The sequence below is a fragment of the Cupriavidus sp. AU9028 genome (assembly GCF_019795295.1).
Classification (GTDB): Bacteria; Pseudomonadota; Gammaproteobacteria; order Burkholderiales; family Burkholderiaceae; genus Cupriavidus.
The window spans coordinates 1-21,482 of sequence record NZ_JAIMCG010000020.1; the positions used below are offsets into that span (position 1 = coordinate 1).

Sequence of the window (21,482 nt, forward strand, 5' to 3'; positions counted from 1 at the left end):
CCCGAAGGACCTCGCTCTTTCGAGCGGTCGCTCACTCTCAGAAAACTGACTGGCTCCATCTGCTTGACACAGATAAAGCCACGTTTTGCTGTGCGAGCACTGATAACTTTTGAGCTACGCCAAAGACAGAAGTCCTCGGCGGTTCGCTCCGCTATCAAGCGCCCACACTTATCGGTTGTTCGTGTTGTTAAAGAGCCTGTCGCTTCGAGCCACGCAGCACGTCGTGCTGCCTGCCGTCTTGCGTTGCTGCGTCAGCAGCAGAGAAACGAGATTATGCAGACGTTTTCGCTTCTCGTCAACCGTTTCGCGCAACTTTTTTCAGAGCATCGCTCGTTGCACGGCAGGTGCGGTCCTTCTTCTGCACACCTGCGGGAGCCGCTTTGCGTCTCCCTTTCCGCTGACCCCGCTGCGCGTTCAGCAGCGAGGGGGCGAATATTAAGGGACCGTGACAGGGAACGCAAGCCCTCCGGCAAAGAAACTTCGCTCAACGCCGATGTCGAAGCAGAAGTGCCGTCGCCGCCTCAAGTGTCACGCCGATGACAGCGTGGCGGAGCCCGATCGTTCAAGCTCGGTGCCCGCGACACTTCCCGGCGAGCCCGGCAAGGAACACTCTAACGATCTACACAGGAGACAGTCATGCCACTCGAACCCGAAGCCGGTCTTTCCCTCGTCACCGGCCACACCGAACCGCCGTTGTCAGACCAGACGGTCGCCCGGCTGCTGGCTGCCGCCGTCGCGGGGCGCGAGGACCGCGAAGCGGTGGTGTTCCGGGAACAAGGCATCCGCTGGAGTTGGCGCCAGTTCCAGGAGCAGGTCGAGCGGATGGCAACTGGATTGCTGGCGCGCGGCATCGGCCCCGGCGAACGCGTCGGGATCTGGTCCCCCAACCGGGCGGAGTGGCTGGTGACGCAGTTCGCCACTGCCAGGATCGGGGCGATCCTGGTCAATATCAACCCGGCCTATCGGCTCTCGGAGCTGGAATACGCGCTGAACAAGGCCGGCGTGCGGATGCTGGTGACGGCCGCCCGCTTCAAGACCAGCAACTATATCGAGATGCTGCAGAAGCTGGCGCCCGAGCTGGAGCGCTGTGCCCCGGGCGAGCTGGACAGCAGCCGGCTGCCGCAGTTGCGATGGATCGTGCGGATGGGAGACGAACCGACCCCCGGGATGGAGAGCTATGCCTCGCTGCTCGGTTCGCTCGACACCGACCGGCTGGAGCAGGTCGAGGTTGGGCTGGGGCCGCATGACCCGATCAATATCCAGTTCACCAGCGGCACGACCGGCAGTCCCAAGGGAGCCACGCTGACGCATCACAACGTGGTCAACAACGGCCGCTTCGTCGCCGCCGCCATGCGGCTGAGCGACCGGGACACGCTTTGCATCCCCGTGCCGCTTTACCACTGCTTCGGCATGGTGCTGTCCGTGCTGGCCTGCGTCAGCGTGGGAGCCCGCATGATCTTCCCGGGCGAGGCCTTCGATCCACTGGCGACGATGGAGGCGGTGACCGAAGAGAAGTGCACGGCGCTGCACGGCGTGCCAACCATGTTCATTGCGCAGCTGGACCACCCCGAATTCGGGCGCTTCGACTTCTCCAGGCTGCGCACTGGCATCATGGCAGGGGCGCCTTGTCCGATCGAGATCATGCGGCGGGTGATCGCGGACATGCATATGGACGAAGTCACCATCGCCTACGGCATGACTGAAACCAGCCCGGTCTCGTTCCAGAGCGCAACGGACGATCCGCTCGAGAAGCGCGTTACGACCGTGGGCCGCGTGCAACCCCATCTGCAATGCAAGGTGGTGGACGAAACCGGTCGCCCGGTGCCGGTCGGCACCACCGGCGAGCTGTGCACCAAGGGTTACTCGGTGATGCTCGGCTACTGGGAAGACGACGAACGCACGCGCGAGGCGATTCGTGACGGCTGGATGCATACCGGCGACCTCGCGACCATCGACGAGGAGGGCTACTGCAATATCGTCGGACGGGTAAAGGACATGGTGATCCGCGGTGGCGAGAACATCTACCCTCGGGAGATCGAGGAGTTCCTGTTCCGGCATCCGGCGGTGCAGGCGGTCCAGGTCTTCGGGGTGCCCGATCCGAAGTACGGCGAGGAGTTGTGCGCCTGGATCGTGCTCAAACCCGGGCAACAGGCCAGCGAGGACGAAGTGCGCACGTTCTGCCGGGACCAGATCGCCCACTACAAGATCCCGCGTTACATCCGCTTCGTCGACGAGATGCCGATGACGGTGACCGGCAAGGTACAGAAGTTCGTGATGCGGGAGCGCATGGTGCGGGAACTGGGACTGCAACCCTCCGCCACCGCCTGATCTGTTGGAGGACGCTGCATGGCCGTGCATATCATCAGACTCGGCACTCCGCGCCTTCCCGGCGAGGGGCTGCGCATCGGCACCGTGCGTCGGCCGCCGCGGGGCGTGCGCCGGGAGGACTACGCGAGGCTCGACTATTACGATGTCTGGTACCCCAACCTGGCGCCCACCGCCGACCTGATGAAGGAAGCGCAGCAAGCGATCCGCGAGGACGACGAAGCGGCATGGCGCCGCTTCGTGCGCGGCTTCACGGCCCAGATGGCGCAGCCTGACGCCAGTCACACGCTCGACCTGCTCGCTGCGTTGTCCCACCGGACCGATCTGGCGGTCGGCTGCTACTGCGAGAACGAGGCGCGCTGCCACCGGTCGGTGCTGCGCGAGCTTCTGCAAAAGCGCGGCGCGGAGGTGCGTTGAAGGAACGACGCCGCCGGCAGCGCCGGCGGGGAGGATCTGACACGCTAAGATAGGCGCCCTATCCGTCCTATCCGACGCGTGTGGGCCGATCGCATGCGCCCCCACGTTGCCGCTCGCGCGCCCATGGCTCTGAATCTGGTCTGGCTGTCGTTCTTTCTGATCGCGTTCGTCATCGCCGTGGTGCGGCTGGTGCTGGGCGATACTTCGGTCTTCCCGGCGCTGCTCACCAGCCTGTTCGACAGCGCGCGTACCGGCTTCGAAATCTCGCTGGGGCTGGTCGGCATCATGACGCTGTGGCTGGGCCTGATGCGGATCGGGGAGCGGGCCGGGTTGATCCCGGCGTTTGCCCGCGCGGTGAACCCGGTGCTGCGGCACCTCTTCCCCGCCGTCCCTGCCGGTCACCCGGCGCAGGGCGCGATGATGATGAACGTGTCGGCCAACATGCTGGGGCTGGACAACGCGGCAACCCCGCTCGGCCTGAAGGCGATGCGCGAGCTGCAGGGCCTGAACCGGCAGCCGGAAGTGGCCACCGACGCCCAGATCATGTTCATCGTGCTGAATACGGCCGGCGTCACGCTGATCCCGACGTCGGTGATCGCGATCCGGCAGGCCGTGGCGATGAAGCAGGGCCTGGTCGGCTTCAATGCGGCGGACATCTTTCTGCCGACCCTGCTGGCGACCGGCGCCTCCTTCCTGGCCGGGCTGCTCGCGGTAGCCTGGGTGCAGCGGCTGAACCTGCTCAAACCCGCGATCCTGATGACAGTGGCCGGCGTGATTGCGGCGCTGGGCGCGCTTGGCATGTGGCTGCGCCACGCGCCGGCGCCACAGGTCGAAATCGTGACGTCGCTGGCGGGAAGCGTCTTCATTCTCGCCGTGATCGCGCTGTTTCTTGCCTGTGGCGCACTGCGCCGGGTCAATGTCTACGAGGCCTTCATCGAAGGCGCCAAGGACGGCTTTGGGGTGGCGATCCAGATCGTGCCCTACCTGATCGCCATCCTGGTGGCCATCGGCCAGTTCCGCGCCAGCGGGGCGATGGACTGGGTCATGCAGGGCCTCTCGAACGGCATTGCGGCGCTCGGCCTGGATACCGCGTTCGTGCCGGCGCTGCCGGTCGGGCTGATGAAGATCCTGTCCGGCGCCGGCGCCCGTGGCCTGATGGTCGATGTGATGACCGCCTATGGCGTGGACTCCTTCCAGGGCAAGCTGGCCGCCATCATCCAGGGGTCCACCGAGACCACCTTCTATGTCCTCGCGGTGTACTTCGGCAGCGTCGGCATCCGCAACACCCGCCATGCGCTGGGCTGCGCGCTGTTCGCCGACGTCGCCGGTCTGGTGGCTGCCATCGGCATCGGCTACCTGTTCTTCGCGTAAGCGCAGCGGCCGCATTGCCCGATCAACGCTGGCGGCCGATGGAATAGGGGTCCGCGAAGCGCGGCGTCAAATCGTCCACCATCCAGTCGATGAAGGCGCGCGTGCGGGCCGGCAATAGCCGGGCATGGGGATAGATCAGCGACAGCGGCCAGGGCGGCTGCTCGAACTCCTGCAGCACGATGCGCAAGGTTCCGTCGGCCACCAGCGGGGCGGCCTGGTAGGAGAGGAAGTGTCCGAATCCCGCACCAGCCGCGCAGGCGGCCAATGCCGGGGCGATGTGATTGAACTCGAGATTGCCGGAGACGGGCACCTGGAACACCCTGCCCTGCTGCTGGAAGGACCACCAGTGGCGCGACGAGGTGGACAGGCGCAGGCAACTGGCGCTGGCCAGCGCGTCCGGGTGGCGCGGCACGCCGTGCCTGGCGAGGAAGCCGGGGGTCGCGACGACGACACGGCGCACCTGGCCGACGGGCCGCGCGACAAGGCCGGAATCGCGCAAGGGGCCGATGCGGATGCCCACATCGATCTCCTCCTCCAGCAGGTCCACCACGCGGTCGCTGAACGCCATGGTGCAGCGTATCTCCGGATAACGGGCGACGAAGCGAGCGACAGCCGGGGCGACATGCATCTGGCCGAACTGCACCGGCGCGGTGATCCTCAGGTGGCCGGCGGGCTCCACCTGCCGTGCCGTCAGGCCGGCTTCCACTTCGCCGATGGTGGACAGGATCTGCCGGCAGCTCTGCAGGTAGCTGCGCCCCTCCTCGGTCAGCGACAGCCGCCGGGTGGTCCGGTTCAGCAGCCGCACCTGCAGCGCCGCCTCCAGCGCGGCCAGGGTCCGCACCACTGCCGGGAGCGAGGTCCCGAGCGAGGCCGCCGCGGCCGTCAGGCTGCCCTCGTCGACGATTCGCACGAAGGTCTGCATTGCGCGCAATTTGTCCATCGCCGCACATTACTCCGTTTATTGGAGTAGTCCAATACGGGTGGCCCTCTTTATTGCCGTCACCGATCTTTCCACAATGACTCCATCGCTATCGATCCCCGGAGTCCGCCGTGACCGTTTCGCACGCTCCCACCCTGCCCTCGCCCCTGCTGGCAAACGCGCCCGCCGCGCCGCTGGTTCTCTACCACTTCCCGCTTTCCGGACATGTGCACCGCGTCCACCTGTTCCTGTCCCTGCTCGGATTGCCATACCGCTTGCAACCGGTGGACCTTGGCGGCGGCGAGCACCGGCGCGAGTCCTTCCTCGGACTCAATCCGTTCGGTCAGGTACCGGTGCTGGACGACAACGGCACCGTGATCGGGGACTCCAACGCCATCCTGGTCTACCTTGCCCTGCGCTATGACGACGGGCGCTGGCTGCCGCGGGACCCGGCTGGCGCTGCCGCGGTGCAGCGCTGGCTGTCCGTGGCGGCGGGCGAAATTGCCTTCGGCCCGGCGGCGGCCCGCCTGGGGGTAGTGTTTGGCCGGCCCGTGCAGCTCGAGGATGCGCGCCTGCGGGCCGCACGGCTGTTCGATGTCATGGAGCCGCTGCTGACGAGGGACGCGTACCTGACGGGCGCCGCGCCGACGCTGGCCGACGTCGCGAGCTACGCGTATATCGCCCGGGCCGAGGAAGGTGGCGTATCGCTGGCGGACTATCCGGCCATCCGCGGTTGGCTGGCGCGCGTCGAGGCGCTGCCCGGCTTCGTGCCGATGCCGCACGCGCCGCAGGCCTGACCGTTGCCGAACCAGGAGGCATCATGACGTTACCAGTCTGGCCCCATGCCGAATCTCCCTTTCATTCCGGCGAGCTGGAAGCCCAGCGTCGGGCGGGCACGGCAGCGCAACTCGAGGCTGCCGAGCGGCGGGTGATCCGCGCGCAGATGCCGGAGCAGCATCGGCAGTTCTTCGCCCAGCTTCCGTTCCTGGTCGCCGCCGCGGTGGATGCCGAAGGGCGACCCTGGGCCAGCCTGCTGACCGGGACACCGGGTTTTGCCCGCGCGCTGGATGCCGCTCGCCTGCGTATCGATGCACAGGCCGCGCCGGGCGACCCGATCGCCGCAGCCCTGGTCCCGGGCGCCGACATCGGGCTGCTCGGAATCGAGCTGGAGACGCGCCGGCGCAACCGGATGAACGGCGTCATCGTCGGCGCGGACAAGGCGGGCATCACGGTCGCCGTATTGCAGAGCTTCGGCAACTGTCCGCGCTATATCCAGCAGCGCTCGGTGCGGCCAGCGCCGGGCCAGGCGGCCGAGGTCGCGCCGATAGTGTCCGATACGCTGGACGGCCTGGCGACGGCGCAGATCGGCCGCGCCGACACGCTATTCATCGCCACCCACCATCACGATGCGCCAGGCCTGCACAACGGCGGCACGGATGTATCGCACCGGGGCGGCAAACCCGGTTTCGTCGGCATCGACGACGCGGGCCGCCTGCTGCTACCCGACTTCAACGGCAACGCGTATTTCAATACGGTCGGCAACCTGCTGCGCAACCCGCGCGCCGGACTGCTGTTTGCGGACTTTGACAGTGGTGACCTGTTGCACGTCGGCGTGCGGGCGGAAGTACTGTGGGACGGTCCACTGGTCGCGCGCTACGCCGGGGCGGAACGAGTGGTGCGGATGACGGTGGAGAAGATGGTGCGACGACCGGGCGCCCTCCCGCTGCGTGCGGCTTTATCGACACCGTCGCCTTGGCTGGCCGACACGGGTGAATGGCCCTCCACCCCGGCCGCATGCGATGTTGCATAACTGCAACGCAAGCAGGATGCAATCAACGTTTTCCCCAATTCGCCCTTGGTGCGTCGCAACAGATTGCGTATAGTTGAGCCTGTCTCCTCCACCACCTCGGTGGATTCCAGCCCGCGCACCACTGCGCGGGTTTTTTTTCGCCCGCCGCCTGGCGAAGGCGGGGGGGAATGCCCGGTGCCCGGTCCTCCGCGCTGCAGCACAAGTCAAACGGAAGTGTTGCTCGCCGTATCCTAGAATGGTTTGAACCGGGCGTTCGCGCCTGGGGCTCCCCGCTTGCCATTCGATCGCGACACGTTGGAGGCGTGCCATGCCCTACATCACGTTCCCCAGCTCGGTGCCCAGCTACTGCGGCTGCAGCCTGACGCTCTCCTGCCCCGCCACCGTGAACGGCAAGCCGTCGCGCTATTCAATTACCGCGGAAGCGCTGGAATCGCATTTCGGCGCGCGCTCGGCCAGCCGGGAAGACCTGGTCCGCGCCTTCACCGATCACCGCCAGCACATCGAGCGCCTCGCCGAACGGATGTTCGAGCTGACCGAGTCGCGGGAAATCATGCTGCGCAGCGGGCATGTGCGCTTTGCATCCCTGACGAACTGACGCACCGCCCTCTTTCACCGCCTCTGCCGCCACATCGCCTCCTGACGCGCGCCAATTAATTGACCGACTGGTCGGTTTATATATAATGGTCGCAAGCAAGCCCGGCCTCGGCCGGGGCATCGGCCATCAGGAGGCGCCATGTACACGCAAAGTCTGGATATTCCGTCGTCGGCGAAACTGGAGGCGGTGCCGCCCGCGCAAGGCAAGGATCTCGACCGGCAGACCGCCTTCGACGCCCGGCTGGCCGAGGACGGCAAGATCGAGCCGCAGGACTGGATGCCCGAGGCCTACCGCAAGACGCTGGTCCGTCAGATCTCCCAGCACGCCCATTCCGAAATCATCGGCATGCAGCCGGAAGGCAACTGGATCAGCCGGGCGCCGTCGCTCAAGCGCAAGGCGATCCTGCTGGCCAAGGTCCAGGACGAGGGCGGGCACGGCCTCTACCTCTATTCGGCCGCCGAGACGCTCGGCACATCTCGCGACGAGATGGTCGATGCGCTGCATCGGGGCAAGGCCAAGTACTCGTCGATCTTCAACTACCCGACGCTGACCTGGGCCGATGTAGGCGTGATTGGCTGGCTGGTGGACGGCGCGGCGATCATGAACCAGATTCCGCTGTGCCGCTGCTCCTACGGGCCGTATGCGCGCGCGATGATCCGCATCTGCAAGGAGGAATCCTTCCACCAGCGCCAGGGCTATGAAGCGCTGCTGGCGATGATGCGCGGCACCGACGCGCAGCGGCAGATGGTGCAGGACGCGGTCAACCGCTGGTGGTTCCCGGTGCTGATGATGTTCGGCCCGCCCGACAGCGAATCGACCAACAGCGCGCAGACCATGGCCTGGGGCATCAAACGGATTTCCAATGATGACCTGCGGCAGAAGTTCGTCGATGCCGCGGTCGAGCAGGCCAAGGTACTCGGCGTCACGCTGCCCGACCCGGGCCTGCGCTGGAACGAGGAGCGCGGCCACTATGACTACAGCCCGCTGGACTGGGAAGAGTTCTGGCGCGTGATCCAGGGCGACGGGCCGTGCAACCGCGAACGCCTTGCCACCCGCGTGAAGGCGCACGAGGACGGCGCCTGGGTGCGCGAGGCGGCGCTGGCTCACGCCGCCAAGGCGGCGCGATGCGAGCGGCAACAGGCACAGGCGGCCTGATCTCGCCCGCCCGCATCAGCAATGACAGGAGACAACCGGATGGCACAGAAGGAATGGCCGCTGTGGGAAGTGTTCGTCCGCAGCAAGCAGGGCCTGGAGCACAAGCATTGCGGCAGCCTGCACGCCGCGGACGCGCAGCAGGCGCTGCGCATGGCGCGCGACGTCTATACCCGGCGGCAGGAAGGCGTGTCGATCTGGGTGGTGCCGTCGGCGGCGATCACGGCCAGTGCGCCCGAGGACAAGCCCGAGCTGTTCGAGCCGATGGCCGACAAGATCTATCGCCATCCGACCTTCTACCAGCTGCCCGACGAAGTCGACTACATGTAGGAGCGCCGGCATGACGTCATCGAGCGATACGACGCCGATCCAGGCGAGCCTGCGCCACCTGCCGCTCTCGCGCAGCGCCGGCCTCCAGTACATCCTGCGGCTGGCGGACAACGCGCTGATCCTGGGCCAGCGCAATGCCGAGTGGTGCGGCCACGGTCCGGTGCTGGAAGAGGATATTGCACTGGCCAATGTCAGCCTCGACCTGATCGGGCAGGCGCGGCTGCTCTACAGCCGTGCCGGCGAACTGGAAGGCGAGCTGACCGGCCGGCTGCGGCACGAGGACGACTACGCCTACTGGCGCGACGAACGCGAGTTCCGCAACTGGACGCTGCTGGAGCTGCCCCATACCGGTCCGCTCGCCGGCACGGCTGCCTCGGATCGCGATTACGCGGTGACCATCGTGCGCAATTTCCTTTACAGCGCACTGATGGTGGAACTGTGGAGCGCGCTGCAGGCCAGCAGCGACGCGGGCCTGGCGGCGATCGCGGCGAAATCGCTGAAGGAAGCGAGCTACCACCTGCACCACGCCGGCGGGTGGGTGGTGCGGCTGGGCGACGGCACCGAGGAATCGCACCGCCGTACCCAGCGCGCGCTCGACCACCTGATGCCCTATATGAACGAGTGCTTCGCCACGGATGCGGTGGAGCAGGAAGCCACGGCCCAGGGCGTGGGCGTGATCGCCGCGCAATGCCGTCCGGCATGGACTGCCACGGTGGAGGAGACGCTTGCCGAGGCCACCTTGACGATGCCCGCGGCGACCGCCTTCGTTTCGACCGGCAAATCCGGACTGCATTCGGAGCATATGAGCTACCTGCTCGCCGAAATGCAGGGCCTGGCTCGCGCCCATCCTGGCGCGCACTGGTAAGCAAGGGGATGCCATGAACGCGGTTGCGGACCGTCCGGTTTCCCTCGGCGACACCGGCGCCATCGATCGGCTCGAGCGGGCCCGGACCGCGCTGGAGACGGTGCCCGACCCGGAGATTCCGGTCGTGTCGATCCGTGAGCTGGGCATCCTGCGCGGCGTGACGGTGGCTGCCGATGCGGTGCTCGAGGTCGAGATCACGCCGACCTACTCCGGCTGCCCGGCGATGAGCCAGATTGCCGAGGACATCGGCGCGGCGCTGGACGCTGCCGCACTCGGCCCCTGGCGCATCCGTACCTCGCTGTCGCCGGCCTGGACGACGGACTGGATCACCGAGGAAGGGCGCAACAAGCTGCGCACCTACGGCATCGCGCCGCCCGGCCGCTGCCATGCGTCTGCAGCGGGCGAGCGCACGATCCGCTTCGTTCCTCGCGCGGCCGCGGCGGCCCGGCGCGAGACGGTGGCCTGCCCGCGCTGCGGCAGCGTCCATACCGAAGTGCTGGCGCAGTTCGGCTCCACCGCCTGCAAGGCGCTGTACCGGTGCATCGACTGCCGGGAGCCCTTCGACTATTTCAAACCCTACTAGTCCAGCCGGGCCTGGCGCCAAAGTGCCGCCAGGCAACGCCGGGATGCAAGGCCATGACCCCACAATTCCATCCGCTGCGCGTGGCGCAAGTCCGCAATGAAACGGCCGACACGGTGTCGGTGGCGTTCGACGTCCCGGAAGGGCTGCGCGACGCCTACCGCTTCCTGCCGGGCCAGTTCCTGACGCTGCGGGCACGAATCGGCGACAGCGACGTGCGCCGCTCGTACTCGATCTGCTGCGCATCGCAGGACTACGACCGGCATGGCGAGCTGCGCATCGCGGTCAAGCGGGTCGACGAGGGCGTGTTTTCCAACTATCTGCACGACGCGCTGGAGCCCGGCCACACCATCGAAGTGATGACGCCGGACGGACGCTTCCATGTGCCGCTGAACGCGCAGGCGTCCCGCCACTATGTTGCCTTTGCCGCGGGTAGCGGCATCACCCCCGTGATGTCGCTGATCCGCAGCACGCTGGCGGCCGAACCGGACAGCCGCTTCACGCTGGTCTACGGCAACCGCAGCGTGGACAGCATCATCTTTGGCGAGGCGCTGGAAGACCTGAAGAACCAGTACCTGTCGCGGCTGACGCTGTATCACGTGCTGTCGCGCCAGCCGCAGGAAGTCGAGCTGCTGCACGGCCGGCTGGACCGCGCCCGCACCCTTGAATTCCTGCACACGCTGATCCCGGTCGACGACATTGATGCCGCCTTCGTCTGCGGCCCCGCGTCGATGATCGACGAAGTCGAGGCGGCGCTGAAGGAGGCCGGGCTGGATCCGGCGCGCATCCATACCGAGCGCTTCGGCGTGCCGGCGGCGCCGACCCGGCGACGCGTGGTGCCCACCCAGCAGGAGCAGAGCGGCACCGCGCAACTGGTGGTGGTGCTGGACGGCAAGCAGCATGCGATGCGGATTCCGCTGCAGGATGCGAACGTGCTGGATACCGCGCTGGCCGCGGGACTGGATCTGCCCTACGCCTGCAAGGGCGGCGTGTGCTGTACCTGCCGTGCGAAGGTGCTGGAAGGCAAGGTGGAGATGGAGAAGAACTACACGCTGGAAGCCTGGGAAATGGACAAGGGCTTCGTGCTGACGTGCCAGGCGCGTCCGCTGACCGAGCGTGTGGTGATCAGCTACGACGAGCGGTGATCGCCCCAACCGCCCGCGAGTGTGCGTCAGGGCGCGCTTCGGCCGCCTGACGGGGCGAACCGGGGTGCCTTGCGCATTTGGCCCCCGGCCGACTCCATATACAATGACGGCCATGCAATACATCCACGTCGTCAACGGTGACATGGCCGGCAACACGCTGCGCCAGGCCCTCGCACAAGCGGCACGCCCCGATCCGGTAGTGGTGCTGCGGGACGACCTGGCGGTCGGCCCGATCGGCGATGTCGATGCCAACGGCCTGGCCCGGTCCGGCTTCTGGCAGCGCGTTGCGCCGCGCAGCGAGATCGACTTTGCGGCCGAAATGCACATGGCGCTGGACCAGTTGCAAGGCCTGCGCCAGAGCGATCTCGAGATCGCCATCTGGCACGGCCAGAGCGCATCGGATCAGCTGATGCTGCGCCGGGTCGTGTTTCATCTCTACCAGACGCCACAGCGGATCAACGAGGTGGCGATGGACGCGCGCGAGCTGGAAAGCGCCCCGCAGGGCAAGCTGACGGCCATCGGCATGTATCCGGCCGCGCGCCTGGCGCGCCGGTTCTCCACCATCGCGCCGGTGTCGGTGCTGCGTCTGGGCCGCCTGGGCTACGAGTGGCAACAGAACGTCAAGGACAACGCCGATGTCCGGCTGTGGAAGGGCAATACGCTGGTGCCCGCCGCCTATCACACCGTCGATGACGTGATTCTGGAGCGCGCGCCGGTCGAATGGACGCCCGCAGTGGAAGTGATCGCCGCCATCATGGGGGCGATCGACGGGCTGCTGGCCAGCGACTGGTTCCTCTTCTGGCGATGCCGGGAGCTGATCGGCGCCGGACTGATGGTGATGCGGGGCAACGCGGACTCGCTCCAGAACTGCGAACTGCGCCGCAACCAGTCGGCCAGTCCGGAATAGGCGTCGATGGCCCGTACCAAGGCACCCGATTTCGAGGCGCAGCGCGAACAGATTCTGGACCTGGCGGCCGCCGCCTTCGCTGCCAGCAGCTATCCCAGCACCTCGATGGCCGACCTTGCCGCCGCCTGCGGCACCTCGAAGGCGCGCCTCTATCACTACTACGAGAGCAAGGAAGCGATCCTGTTCGATCTGCTGGACCGCTATACGCGCCGGCTGATGCTGATCGTCACCGAGGTGGAGGCCGAGGCCGCGCGCCAGAGCCATAGCGAGCAGGACACCTTCGCCAACCTGATCCGTGCCTTCCTTGCGGAGTACGAGAACTCGCAAACCCGGCACGTGGCGTTGATCAACGACGTCAAGTTCCTCGCCAGCGATCAGCGCGACATCATCCTGAAGCGCGAGCGCGATGTGGTGGCCGCGTTCTCGCGTCAATTGCGCCGGGCGTATCCGGAACGGGTCACGCGGGACAACCAGACCGCGCTGACCATGACGGTATTCGGCATGATCAACTGGACGTTCACCTGGCTGAAGCCGGGCGGAAAGTTGTCTTATGCCGACTTTGCCGAGATGGTGATCGATCTGCTCGCCGGTGGACTGCCGGGCCGAGCGGCTCGTTGATCCGGCTCAGGGCGCGGGTTTCACCTCGCCCCTGGCGCTTCCTGCGCTTGTCGCGACGCCTCTGCCTGTCGCCCTTCCGCGTTGCAACATCCCAACACTACCGCACTCCCATGCGGCGTCCAAGTCCTTGATTCTTCGGGATTTGCAGGCGCAGATGTGCGCACGCCTGCTTATTTTGCAATGCAGCACGCTGACGCCAAACCAGCTTTCCTTTACAATAGATTCTGAAATCAAGCAAGACGGTATTTGCCCGGAATCGAACGGCATGACCCGCTGGCGCCGTTGAACCCTGCGCCGCTTGCCGAGTCACCCTGCTGTGCCCCCTTGCTCCACCCTGAATACCCGGCGCCGCCAACCGGCGCCCACACCGAGGATCGAAACGTGAACCCGCTCGAACTGAGCAAGGCCGTCGGGGCAGTCTCCGACGAAGATCTACGCAAGGCCGCCGACGCCGCGATCGCGGCGCAACGTCCGAGCGTGCTGGTGCGCGAACTTGGCGCCCAGCACCGCTCGCGGCTGCTGAAGCATTTCCTCGCCCTGGGCGAGGAGGATCGCCTGCTCCGTTTCGGCCAGTCCGTTGGCGACCACGTGATCGAAGCATATGTCGAGAGCATCGACTTCGACCACGACACGGTGTTTGGCGTCTATGACGAGCATATCGAGCTGGTGGGCGTAGGCCACTTCGCCAACCTGCGCGACAACGCGCAGGGCCGGGTCGCCGAGTTCGGCGTGTCGGTATCGCAGAGCGCACGTGGCCGCGGCATCGGCTCCGCATTGTTCGAACGTGCCGCGATGCACGGCCGCAACACCAATGTGCGGACGCTGTACATGCACTGCCTGTCGCGCAACGCCGCCATGATGCATATCGCGCGCAAGGCCGGCATGAAGGTGCAGTACGCCTACGGCGAGGCTGACGCCTACCTGGAACTGCCGCCCGCGGATACCGTGAGCCGCCTGACCGAGGCGCTGGACGAGCAGGTCGCGGACCTGGACTACGTGGTCCGACGCAACCTGCGCGACGCACGCCGTTTCGGCCAGCGCTTCTGGCGCTCGATCATGCCGCAGAAGGGCACGGCCTGAGCGTACTCGGACCAGGAGAAGCCGAAGCAACGGCGCGCCTGTGCAATGCACGGCGCGCCGTTTTTCATTGGCGGACCGCAATCGCAATCGCAATCGCATTGGCACCGGCACCGGCACCGGCACCGCGTCCGCGCCGGCTCAGGCCCCGATCACCGGCAGCGCCGTGGTGTCCTTGATCGATTCGAGCGCGAAGCTGGAGCGCACATCGATCACCGACGGGTGGGCAAGCAGGTGGTCCTGCATGAAGCGTGCGAAATGCTCCATGTCCTCCACGTAGACCTTGAGCAGCAGATCCATTTCACCCGTCATCGCGTGGCAGGCCACCACTTCCGGCCAGACCTCGATGGAGGCGCGGAACAGGTCCAGCGGCGTCTTGCCCTTCGGTGAGCCGCCCAGCTTTTCCAGCCGGACGTTGATGTAGGCCAGCAGCCCAAGGCCGATCTTGTTCGGCTCGAGCAGCGCCGCATATTGGCGGATCACGCCCATCTCCTCCAGCCGCCGGATGCGCCGCAGACAGGGACTCGGCGACAGGCTGACGCGCTCCGCGACCTCCAGGTTGGTCAGACGTCCATTGGTCTGCAATACCTCGAGGATTTTCCGGTCGATCTTGTCCAGCTCCACCTTGGTCACGTTATTGTTGCTCCGCAATAAGATTGTCGGCAATTTTTTTGCGCAAATTTAGCAAACGGTGCACAAGTACGCAATTTTTTATGTATACCGGGGTCATACACTTTCTGGGTCATACAACAGGCCGCACCCGTTCCGGATGTCGCGGCCGGCCACCGCAGGAGGAAAGACAATGAGTGCGACCCCGACCACGCAAGCGTCCGCCGGCTTTTCCGGCTGGGACAATCCGATGGGCACCGACGGCTTCGAGTTCATCGAATACGCGGCGCCGGACCCCGTCGCCATGGGGCAGCTGTTCGAGAAGATGGGCTTTACCGCGATCGCGCGGCATCGCCACAAGAACGTGACGCTGTACCGCCAGGGCACCATCAACTTCATCATCAACGCCGAGCCGGATTCGTTCGCGCAGCGGTTCGCCCGGCTGCACGGGCCGTCGATCTGCGCGATCGCGTTCCGCGTGCAGGACGCGGCCAAGGCCTACCAGCGCGCGCTGGAACTGGGCGCCTGGGGTTTCGACAACAAGAGCGGTCCGATGGAGCTGAACATCCCCGCGATCAAGGGGATCGGCGACTCGCTGATCTACCTGGTCGATCGCTGGGAGGGCAAGGACGGCGCGAAGCCCGGCGACGTGGGCAATATCAGCATCTACGACGTCGACTTCGTGCCCATCCCGGGCGCCGATCCGCATCCCGCCGGCCATGGCCTGACCTATATCGACCACCTGACGCACAACGTCTACCGTGGCCGGATGAAGGAATGGGCGGACTTCTACGAGCGCTTCTTCAATTTCCGCGAGATCCGCTACTTCGATATCGAAGGCCAGGTCACCGGCGTCAAGTCGAAGGCGATGACCAGCCCCTGCGGCAAGATCCGCATCCCGATCAACGAGGAAGGGACGGAGAAGCCGGGCCAGATCCAGGAATACCTGGACATGTACAAGGGCGAGGGCATCCAGCATATCGCGCTCGGCTCCACCGACCTGTACCGCACGGTCGATGCGCTGAACGCCAACGGCATCAAGCTGCTCGATACGATCGATACCTACTACGAACTGGTGGACCGCCGCATCCCCGGCCACGGCGAAAATCTGGCGGAATTGAAGAAGCGCAAGATCCTGATCGATGGTGCGCCGAACGACCTGCTGCTGCAAATCTTCTCGGAGAACCAGCTGGGTCCGATCTTCTACGAGTTCATCCAGCGCAAGGGCAACCAGGGCTTCGGCGAGGGCAACTTCAAGGCGCTGTTCGAATCGATCGAACTGGACCAGATGCGCCGTGGGGTATTGAGCAAGGATGGGCAGCCGGTGTAAGGGCTGAAGGGGTTGGGGCGGCGAACGCGGGGCAGTTGCCGCCGCGCCCTCTCCCCCGGCCCCTCTCCCGCAAGCGGGCGAGGGGAGCAGACCGGCGCACCGATCTTCGGCGCCGTGTATCCAGAAAAAAAGGCGCGCGGCCTTGCGGTCGCGCGCCTTTTTCATTGCTCCGGGTGTCAGGCGCCTTCGGTCGACGGCGCGGCCGGATTCGACGGTGCAGTCGGCGGAGTGCCGTTGTTGCCGCGCTGACCGCGCTCGCCGTGGCGCTTGGCGTGGGCCTGGCGCATGGCATTGCCGATCTCGTCGCGCGTTACCTTGCCGTCCTTGTCGGCGTCGACGCGATCGAAGCGCTTGGCAAGGCCCGGCATGCCGGACTGCGCCTCTTCGCGCGTCAATGCGCCATCGCCGTTCTTGTCGGCGGCCTTGTAGCTCGCCTCGAAACGCTCGCGCATTTGCGCGCGGTGCTGCTCGTGCTGCGCCTTCTGGTAGGCCCGCATTTCCTCGCGGTCGAGCTTGCCATCCTTGTTGGCGTCGATGCGGGCGAAGATCGCGTCGGCCTCCGCCTTGGACACCGCGCCATCGCGGTCGGTGTCCACTGAATTCATCCACATCATGCCGGCGGCGTGATGGTGGTGGTGGTGGCCGCGGTGACGGTGCTCGCCGCGATGGCCGCCTTCCTTGTGGTGAGGAGCGGCCTGGGTGGGCGCTGCCTGCTGGGCCGGCGCCTGCGGTTGCGCGTTGGTCTGGGCTTGCGCCAGGGCGGTGCCGCCCATTGCCAGGAACACCGCCGAAGCGGCCAGGAATTGCTGCACGGGGCGCGACTTGATGGTGTGGCTTCGCATCTTTCTTTTCCTCTTGGGTCAACGGTCAAAAGCGACCATGTACCCATTAGAACGCGAGGCAAGCCCGGAAGTTGGCCGGATTAATACGATGTTACCCGGCTCACAGAAACGGCTTTGTGCTGTAAACGCGCGCAATACAGCGTGAATACAAAGAGGTCAGCCGCCCGCCTGCGCCTCATCGAACGTTGCGCCTGCCGGCGCCCCTGGGTTCGTGTCGGCGCTCTGGACAGATTGCGCGGGAGGGGCCGATCGGGTTACCGGTGCAGGCGCGCCCGGCGCCGCCGGGGTGGATAGCGGCGCCGCGGCACCGGACGGGGGCAGCACCTGCGGGCGGGCCGCGGGCGCCGGTCCGCGCGTGGGCTGTGGCTGCGCCGGCAGGGGGATCACCTGGCTTGCGCCGTTGCGCTCGATCACGATGGCGCGGTCGCGGATCTCGACCAGCTTCAGCTGCGGGCCGAGTTGCGCGCCGGCGCGCAGGGCCTTGGGCGGTCCGTTGTCGACTGTCACCACCGCAGCGCCCCGGCCGCCACCGATATCGGCGACCACCCCCAGCAGCTGGACGTTGGTGACGGTCGCCTGCGGCCTGCCGCCAAACAGCGTGGCCACGGCGCCCGTTTCCACCGCTTCGGTCTGCGCGACCCTGGCGCGCTGCGGCACGGGGAGGGTATTCATCGCACTGATCTTCAGCACCCACCAGGTCACCAGCGCACACAGCGCAACAAACAGGACCGGCGCGGCCAGGCGGGGCGCCCAGGCGGCGGCGGAATCGAGGCGAAAGGCGGGTTGCAGGGACAGGCGCACGTGCGATGCGGCGGCGCTCGCGGGCGCCGGCCTAGGGAACCGATGACGCGGCAAGCGTAACAGAGGCAGATGGCACTTGTCTTGCTGGCGGCCGCCTTCGGGCGCAGGGAGCCGCATTGCGAACGGATCGGTTCGTCTATCCGTCATACCGCGCGGGTATACTGCTCAGTCACCCAGCCCGGCGAGAGGCTCGCCGCGTCGCTGTGACTCCGAGCCCTATTCGAACTCCATAAGGCCTGAATCGATGCACCGAAACACCCAGCTTCGCCCTGCCCAGCATAGCGCCGCCACCGAGCACGCGACTCCGGCGGCCTCCAGCCGCCGTGGCGCCCGCCGCCAGCGCGGGTTCACGCTGATCGAGATCATGGTAGTGATCGTGATCCTCGGCGTGCTCGGCGCCCTGGTCGTGCCGAAGATCATGAGCCGTCCCGACGAGGCCCGCATCGTCGCCGCCCGGCAGGACATTTCTTCCATCATGCAGGCGCTCAAGCTCTACCGGCTCGACAACAGCCGCTACCCGACCACCGAACAGGGCCTGGCGGCGCTGGTGACGCGCCCGACCACCGAGCCGATTCCGAACAACTGGAAGGGTGGCGGCTATCTGGAAAAGCTGCCGCGCGACCCCTGGGGCAACCCGTACCAGTACCTGAACCCGGGCGTACGCGGCGAGATCGACGTGTTCAGCCTCGGCGCCGACGGCCAGGCTGGCGGCAATGGCAATGACGCCGATATCGGCAACTGGGACTGAACGCCAACGCCCGCTGACCGGTAGCGGGCCCGGCCTTGCCGGGCCCTGCGCAGGCATGACGCGGCGATCCGGCTGCAACCGATGATCCATTCCGGCCCGGCTCGCCGCACAGCCCCTCCTTGCACTCGCCGCGCCGTGGCGCGCGGCTTCACGCTGCTGGAACTGCTGGTGGTCATGGTGCTGGCTGGCATCGTGGTCTCCATGGTGGCGATCAACGCCACGCCAAACGAACGCAGCCGGGTGGTCGATGACGGCCAGCGGATGGCGCGCCTGTTCGAACTGGCGCAGGAGGAGGCCCAGCTGCGCGCCCGTCCGATCGCCTGGGAAGCCGACCCGCAGGGCTGGCGCTTCATGGAGGCGACGCCGAATGGCTGGGCGCTGATCCGCGACGACGTCTTCGCCCCCGACCGCTGGAGCCTGCCGCTGGATCAGGTGGCGGTGACAGCGGGGGCCGCGGAAGCCGGGCCGATGGCGCGCCTGGTCTTCGGCCGCGAATGGATCGACGCGCCGCGGCAGCTGCTGCTGGTACGCGGCAATATCCGTGTCGCGGTCGAAGGCGATGGCGCCGGCCGCTATTTCGCCGTGGCGCGCTGACCGTGGCCTTGTTCTCCTCCCCTCCCCTTTCGGACCGCCTTACTGCGGCGGCGCGGCAGCCGCGCCGGCCGCGTCGGTCCCGCCGGTCGGGACGCCCGGGCGGCTTCACCCTGATCGAGGTGCTGGTCGCGCTGACGATCCTGGCCGTGGCGCTGACCGCGGCCATGCGGGCGATGGGCGCCATGATCGAGACCGGGAGCGCCTTGCAGCAGCGGATGCTGGCTGGATGGACCGCCGACAATCTGCTCGTGCAGTTGCGGCTGGCCAGGCAGTGGCCGGACCCGGGCACGCGCGGCGTGCCCTGTGCGCAGGGCGGCATCGTCTTCTACTGCGAGCAAAGCGTCTCGCCGACCCCGAATCCGGCCTTTCGGCGGGTCGAGATCGCAGTCTATCCCTCGGCCACGGACCGCTCCGTGCGGCTGGCCTGGCTGGTGACGGTGGTTCCCAATGAAACGCGCAACCTGCTCTGAGCCGCGCGGCTTCACGCTGATCGAAATGCTGGTGGCGATCACGCTGCTGGCGGTGATGGCCGTCATTGCCTGGCAGGGGCTGGATGCGATGACGCGCGGCCGCGAACGGCTGATCGACCACGACAGCCGGCTCGATTCCCTCAAGCTGCTGTACGGTCAGTTCCAGACCGACTGCGAGCAACTGGCCGACCCGGACGCATTGCAGTCGGCGCCCGTGGAGGTGGGCACCGGGCAACTGCTGCTGGTGCGGGACCGGCGCGAGGAAGGCAGGCCGGGCGCCTGGCAGGTGGTGGCCTACCGGGTCGAGGGCGGCACGGTGGTGCGCGCCGCCACCGCGCCGCTGTACGATCGGGCCTCCGTGCAGTCGGCGCTGATCGCGCTGCGGCAGGCATCGGGCAATGGCACGGCCGGCCTGATGGTGCGGCCGCTGCTGGGCGGCGCGGACGGCTTGTCCTCTCGGGCCTGGGTGGAGCCGGGCGGCTGGCTGATCGACAACGGCGCCGTGCGCGCCGCGCTGCGGCTGGGCAGCGCCGCTGCCGCCGCCAGTGCTCCCATCGGCGCGGCGCCTGCGACGGTACGCGGGCTGGAACTGGTCGTGGCCGCCCGCATGGGCGATGGCGACGCGCCACGGCGCTTCGAGAAACTGTGCATGACCGGGCGATGAGGACATCGATGCGGGAATCGATACACCGCTTCCCCGCGCCCCGGCGCCCTGCGCGGGGGGCGTCCCGGCGCCGCCCGCGCGGGGCGGCGGTCGTCACCGCCCTGCTGGTGGTGACACTGGCGGTCGTCGTGGTGTCGGGCCTGCTATGGCGCCAGCAGGTGCAGATCCGGTCGGTGGAGAACCAGCGGCTGATGGCGCAGGCCACCTGGATCCAGCGCGCGGCGGTGGACTGGGGGCGGCTGATCCTGCGGGACGACCTGCGCCGCTCCAGCGTCGATCACCTGGGCGAGCCCTGGGCGGTGCCGGTGGCCGAAACCCGTCTGTCCGATTTCCTCGGCGCCTCGCTGCGCACCGACCGCGCGGGCGAGACGTCCTTCCTGTCCGGCCGCATCCTCGATGCCCAGGCCCGCTTCAACCTGCGCAACCTGGTGCGCACCAGCGTCGGTGCGGAAGGCCGGCGCGTGGTGGCACCGGACCCCGAGGCGGTGCAAAGCTATGGCCGGCTGCTGCGGGTGCTGGGACTGAATCCCGCCCTTGCCGAGCCGACCTCGCGCTATCTCGCCAATGCCGAGCGGGCCGATGATGCCGGCGCGGGCAATGCGCCCCGACCGCCGGACAGCATCCAGGACCTGCTGGCGGTGCCCGGCTACGAGCCGCAGATGCTGCCGCTGCTGGAGGCCTTTGCCGTGATCCTGCCCGAGCGCACCGCGGTCAACGTCAATACCGCCGAGCCGGAGGTGCTCGCCGCTGTGATCCCCGAATTGCCGCTGGACCGGGCACGGGAGCTGGCCCGCCAACGCGACCGCGCCTTTTTCAACAACCTGGGCGACATGCAGACCCGGCTGCGCACCATCGCACCGGACGCCGAAGGCAGCGCCGCCGGGGACACCCTGGACGTGCGCAGCCACTATTTCCTGGTCTACGGGCTGATCCGCCATGAACGCGCCGCGCGCCAGCAGGTTTCGCTGGTGCGCCGGGCCGCGGCGATCGGCAGCACGGAGGCGACGCGCATTGTGTGGGTACGGGACGCCGACCGGCTGCCCGAGATGCGTTGAGCACCGGGGGCACCGGCGGGGCCGCATCGGCAACATCGGCGCCACCGGGTTCGCGCCGGGCAAACGACGGCAGGGTATTGGAACGGTTGACGCGAATCCGCCACAAAGGCAAGGTATGCTGATGCCTTGGCGGAAAGGCATTGACCGGCACTCGCCCCGGAACCGTCCCTGCGGTTGCGGATGCAGTCCGCTTTCCCGACGTCTTCGCGTGGCAAGAACACCGGCGCCGCCAGGCAGGACCGCGATGGCAGCACGTAT

At 67.1% G+C, this 21,482-nt stretch carries 24 protein-coding genes; 20 read left to right on the forward strand and 4 right to left on the reverse strand.

The annotated features are described in order from the left end of the window. Nucleotides 1-636: 636 nt before the first annotated feature. From K6V06_RS18385 to K6V06_RS18395, 3 genes are all read left to right on the forward strand, one after another. Complete coding sequence (locus tag K6V06_RS18385; RefSeq protein ID WP_222245574.1) at nucleotides 637-2,328, forward strand: AMP-binding protein; 1,692 nt, start codon at nucleotides 637-639, stop codon at nucleotides 2,326-2,328. Between the two features lie 18 nt (nucleotides 2,329-2,346). Continuing rightward, entirely contained in the window at nucleotides 2,347-2,742 is a 396-nt protein-coding gene (locus tag K6V06_RS18390; RefSeq protein WP_222245575.1) for a DUF488 domain-containing protein, read from the forward strand. A gap of 123 nt (nucleotides 2,743-2,865) precedes the next feature. Next, nucleotides 2,866-4,113 carry a nucleoside recognition domain-containing protein gene (locus K6V06_RS18395; RefSeq protein ID WP_222245576.1) on the forward strand — a complete coding sequence of 416 codons (1,248 nt, stop codon included), beginning with the start codon at nucleotides 2,866-2,868 and terminating at the stop codon, nucleotides 4,111-4,113. 22 nt (nucleotides 4,114-4,135) lie between these two features. Here the strand turns inward: K6V06_RS18395 and K6V06_RS18400 are convergent, their stop codons facing one another. Continuing rightward, nucleotides 4,136-5,053, reverse strand: a complete 918-nt coding sequence (locus K6V06_RS18400; RefSeq protein ID WP_222245577.1) for a LysR family transcriptional regulator — start codon at nucleotides 5,051-5,053, stop codon at nucleotides 4,136-4,138. 110 nt (nucleotides 5,054-5,163) lie between these two features. Between K6V06_RS18400 and K6V06_RS18405 the strand changes: the two genes are divergently transcribed. From K6V06_RS18405 to K6V06_RS18455, 11 genes are all read left to right on the forward strand, one after another. Beyond that, a complete protein-coding gene (locus K6V06_RS18405) occupies nucleotides 5,164-5,829 on the forward strand; it encodes a glutathione S-transferase family protein (RefSeq protein ID WP_370637499.1) in 666 nt (221 codons plus the stop codon). Between the two features lie 23 nt (nucleotides 5,830-5,852). Further along, nucleotides 5,853-6,842, forward strand: a complete 990-nt coding sequence (locus tag K6V06_RS18410; RefSeq protein ID WP_222245578.1) for a pyridoxamine 5'-phosphate oxidase family protein — start codon at nucleotides 5,853-5,855, stop codon at nucleotides 6,840-6,842. A 307-nt stretch (nucleotides 6,843-7,149) separates the two neighbouring features. Then, nucleotides 7,150-7,437: a DUF1488 domain-containing protein gene (locus K6V06_RS18415; protein ID WP_222245579.1), complete on the forward strand. Its 288-nt coding sequence runs from the start codon at nucleotides 7,150-7,152 to the stop codon at nucleotides 7,435-7,437. A gap of 138 nt (nucleotides 7,438-7,575) precedes the next feature. Then, the gene (paaA, locus tag K6V06_RS18420) at nucleotides 7,576-8,592 is read left to right on the forward strand and encodes a 1,2-phenylacetyl-CoA epoxidase subunit PaaA (RefSeq protein WP_222245580.1); all 1,017 of its coding nucleotides are present in this window, start codon (nucleotides 7,576-7,578) and stop codon (nucleotides 8,590-8,592) included. Nucleotides 8,593-8,631: 39 nt separating this feature from the next. After that, nucleotides 8,632-8,919, forward strand: coding sequence for a 1,2-phenylacetyl-CoA epoxidase subunit PaaB (gene paaB / locus K6V06_RS18425; RefSeq protein ID WP_222245581.1), 288 nt, complete (start codon nucleotides 8,632-8,634; stop codon nucleotides 8,917-8,919). A gap of 10 nt (nucleotides 8,920-8,929) precedes the next feature. After that, nucleotides 8,930-9,784 carry a 1,2-phenylacetyl-CoA epoxidase subunit PaaC gene (paaC, locus tag K6V06_RS18430; RefSeq protein ID WP_222245582.1) on the forward strand — a complete coding sequence of 285 codons (855 nt, stop codon included), beginning with the start codon at nucleotides 8,930-8,932 and terminating at the stop codon, nucleotides 9,782-9,784. Nucleotides 9,785-9,797: 13 nt separating this feature from the next. Continuing rightward, entirely contained in the window at nucleotides 9,798-10,367 is a 570-nt protein-coding gene (paaD, locus tag K6V06_RS18435; protein ID WP_222245583.1) for a 1,2-phenylacetyl-CoA epoxidase subunit PaaD, read from the forward strand. A gap of 53 nt (nucleotides 10,368-10,420) precedes the next feature. Then, nucleotides 10,421-11,509 carry a 1,2-phenylacetyl-CoA epoxidase subunit PaaE gene (gene paaE / locus K6V06_RS18440; protein WP_222245584.1) on the forward strand — a complete coding sequence of 363 codons (1,089 nt, stop codon included), beginning with the start codon at nucleotides 10,421-10,423 and terminating at the stop codon, nucleotides 11,507-11,509. Nucleotides 11,510-11,621: 112 nt separating this feature from the next. Next, nucleotides 11,622-12,416 carry a DUF1835 domain-containing protein gene (locus K6V06_RS18445; RefSeq protein ID WP_222245640.1) on the forward strand — a complete coding sequence of 265 codons (795 nt, stop codon included), beginning with the start codon at nucleotides 11,622-11,624 and terminating at the stop codon, nucleotides 12,414-12,416. A gap of 6 nt (nucleotides 12,417-12,422) precedes the next feature. Then, complete coding sequence (locus K6V06_RS18450) at nucleotides 12,423-13,034, forward strand: TetR/AcrR family transcriptional regulator (RefSeq protein ID WP_222245585.1); 612 nt, start codon at nucleotides 12,423-12,425, stop codon at nucleotides 13,032-13,034. A 381-nt stretch (nucleotides 13,035-13,415) separates the two neighbouring features. Further along, nucleotides 13,416-14,114: a GNAT family N-acetyltransferase gene (locus tag K6V06_RS18455; protein WP_222245586.1), complete on the forward strand. Its 699-nt coding sequence runs from the start codon at nucleotides 13,416-13,418 to the stop codon at nucleotides 14,112-14,114. A gap of 138 nt (nucleotides 14,115-14,252) precedes the next feature. Here K6V06_RS18455 and K6V06_RS18460 read toward each other — a convergent pair whose 3' ends face one another. After that, nucleotides 14,253-14,744, reverse strand: coding sequence for an Lrp/AsnC family transcriptional regulator (locus K6V06_RS18460; RefSeq protein WP_222245587.1), 492 nt, complete (start codon nucleotides 14,742-14,744; stop codon nucleotides 14,253-14,255). A gap of 169 nt (nucleotides 14,745-14,913) precedes the next feature. Here K6V06_RS18460 and hppD point away from each other — a divergent pair, with 169 nt between their 5' ends. Further along, nucleotides 14,914-16,050, forward strand: coding sequence for a 4-hydroxyphenylpyruvate dioxygenase (gene hppD / locus K6V06_RS18465; protein WP_222245588.1), 1,137 nt, complete (start codon nucleotides 14,914-14,916; stop codon nucleotides 16,048-16,050). A gap of 176 nt (nucleotides 16,051-16,226) precedes the next feature. Here the strand turns inward: hppD and K6V06_RS18470 are convergent, their stop codons facing one another. Further along, the gene (locus K6V06_RS18470; protein ID WP_222245589.1) at nucleotides 16,227-16,892 is read right to left on the reverse strand and encodes an EF-hand domain-containing protein; all 666 of its coding nucleotides are present in this window, start codon (nucleotides 16,890-16,892) and stop codon (nucleotides 16,227-16,229) included. 156 nt (nucleotides 16,893-17,048) lie between these two features. Further along, complete coding sequence (locus K6V06_RS18475) at nucleotides 17,049-17,693, reverse strand: type II secretion system protein N (RefSeq protein ID WP_222245590.1); 645 nt, start codon at nucleotides 17,691-17,693, stop codon at nucleotides 17,049-17,051. Nucleotides 17,694-17,937: 244 nt separating this feature from the next. Here K6V06_RS18475 and gspG point away from each other — a divergent pair, with 244 nt between their 5' ends. The 5 genes from gspG (at nucleotide 17,938) to gspK (ending at nucleotide 21,224) form a co-directional block, all read left to right on the forward strand. Further along, entirely contained in the window at nucleotides 17,938-18,441 is a 504-nt protein-coding gene (gspG, locus tag K6V06_RS18480) for a type II secretion system major pseudopilin GspG (RefSeq protein WP_255581950.1), read from the forward strand. A gap of 81 nt (nucleotides 18,442-18,522) precedes the next feature. Continuing rightward, nucleotides 18,523-19,035, forward strand: a complete 513-nt coding sequence (locus tag K6V06_RS18485; RefSeq protein WP_222245591.1) for a GspH/FimT family pseudopilin — start codon at nucleotides 18,523-18,525, stop codon at nucleotides 19,033-19,035. Nucleotides 19,036-19,043: 8 nt separating this feature from the next. Continuing rightward, nucleotides 19,044-19,505 (forward strand): type II secretion system minor pseudopilin GspI, encoded by a 462-nt coding sequence (gene gspI / locus K6V06_RS18490; protein WP_222245642.1) that lies wholly within the window; start codon nucleotides 19,044-19,046, stop codon nucleotides 19,503-19,505. Further along, nucleotides 19,483-20,169 (forward strand): type II secretion system protein J, encoded by a 687-nt coding sequence (locus K6V06_RS18495; RefSeq protein WP_222245592.1) that lies wholly within the window; start codon nucleotides 19,483-19,485, stop codon nucleotides 20,167-20,169. The genes gspI and K6V06_RS18495 overlap by 23 nt, the downstream gene beginning before the upstream one ends. A gap of 8 nt (nucleotides 20,170-20,177) precedes the next feature. Next, nucleotides 20,178-21,224: a type II secretion system minor pseudopilin GspK gene (gspK, locus tag K6V06_RS18500; RefSeq protein ID WP_222245593.1), complete on the forward strand. Its 1,047-nt coding sequence runs from the start codon at nucleotides 20,178-20,180 to the stop codon at nucleotides 21,222-21,224. Nucleotides 21,225-21,482: the final 258 nt, after the last annotated feature.

Excerpts from the sequence above, each read along its gene's own strand:
- paaD (WP_222245583.1), top strand. The coding sequence starts at position 9,798 with ATGAACGCGGTTGCGGACCGTCCGGTTTCCCTCGGCGACACCGGCGCC.
- paaA (WP_222245580.1), top strand. The coding sequence starts at position 7,576 with ATGTACACGCAAAGTCTGGATATTCCGTCGTCGGCGAAACTGGAGGCG.
- K6V06_RS18410 (WP_222245578.1), top strand. The coding sequence starts at position 5,853 with ATGACGTTACCAGTCTGGCCCCATGCCGAATCTCCCTTTCATTCCGGC.
- K6V06_RS18445 (WP_222245640.1), top strand. The coding sequence starts at position 11,622 with ATGCAATACATCCACGTCGTCAACGGTGACATGGCCGGCAACACGCTG.
- hppD (WP_222245588.1), top strand. The coding sequence starts at position 14,914 with ATGAGTGCGACCCCGACCACGCAAGCGTCCGCCGGCTTTTCCGGCTGG.
- K6V06_RS18450 (WP_222245585.1), top strand. The coding sequence starts at position 12,423 with ATGGCCCGTACCAAGGCACCCGATTTCGAGGCGCAGCGCGAACAGATT.
- gspG (WP_255581950.1), top strand. The coding sequence starts at position 17,938 with ATGCACCGAAACACCCAGCTTCGCCCTGCCCAGCATAGCGCCGCCACC.
- paaB (WP_222245581.1), top strand. The coding sequence starts at position 8,632 with ATGGCACAGAAGGAATGGCCGCTGTGGGAAGTGTTCGTCCGCAGCAAG.
- paaC (WP_222245582.1), top strand. The coding sequence starts at position 8,930 with ATGACGTCATCGAGCGATACGACGCCGATCCAGGCGAGCCTGCGCCAC.
- K6V06_RS18495 (WP_222245592.1), top strand. The coding sequence starts at position 19,483 with ATGAAACGCGCAACCTGCTCTGAGCCGCGCGGCTTCACGCTGATCGAA.
- paaE (WP_222245584.1), top strand. The coding sequence starts at position 10,421 with ATGACCCCACAATTCCATCCGCTGCGCGTGGCGCAAGTCCGCAATGAA.
- K6V06_RS18485 (WP_222245591.1), top strand. The coding sequence starts at position 18,523 with ATGATCCATTCCGGCCCGGCTCGCCGCACAGCCCCTCCTTGCACTCGC.
- gspK (WP_222245593.1), top strand. The coding sequence starts at position 20,178 with ATGCGGGAATCGATACACCGCTTCCCCGCGCCCCGGCGCCCTGCGCGG.
- K6V06_RS18415 (WP_222245579.1), top strand. The coding sequence starts at position 7,150 with ATGCCCTACATCACGTTCCCCAGCTCGGTGCCCAGCTACTGCGGCTGC.
- K6V06_RS18395 (WP_222245576.1), top strand. The coding sequence starts at position 2,866 with ATGGCTCTGAATCTGGTCTGGCTGTCGTTCTTTCTGATCGCGTTCGTC.
- K6V06_RS18385 (WP_222245574.1), top strand. The coding sequence starts at position 637 with ATGCCACTCGAACCCGAAGCCGGTCTTTCCCTCGTCACCGGCCACACC.
- K6V06_RS18470 (WP_222245589.1), bottom strand. The coding sequence starts at position 16,892 with ATGCGAAGCCACACCATCAAGTCGCGCCCCGTGCAGCAATTCCTGGCC.
- K6V06_RS18400 (WP_222245577.1), bottom strand. The coding sequence starts at position 5,053 with ATGGACAAATTGCGCGCAATGCAGACCTTCGTGCGAATCGTCGACGAG.
- K6V06_RS18390 (WP_222245575.1), top strand. The coding sequence starts at position 2,347 with ATGGCCGTGCATATCATCAGACTCGGCACTCCGCGCCTTCCCGGCGAG.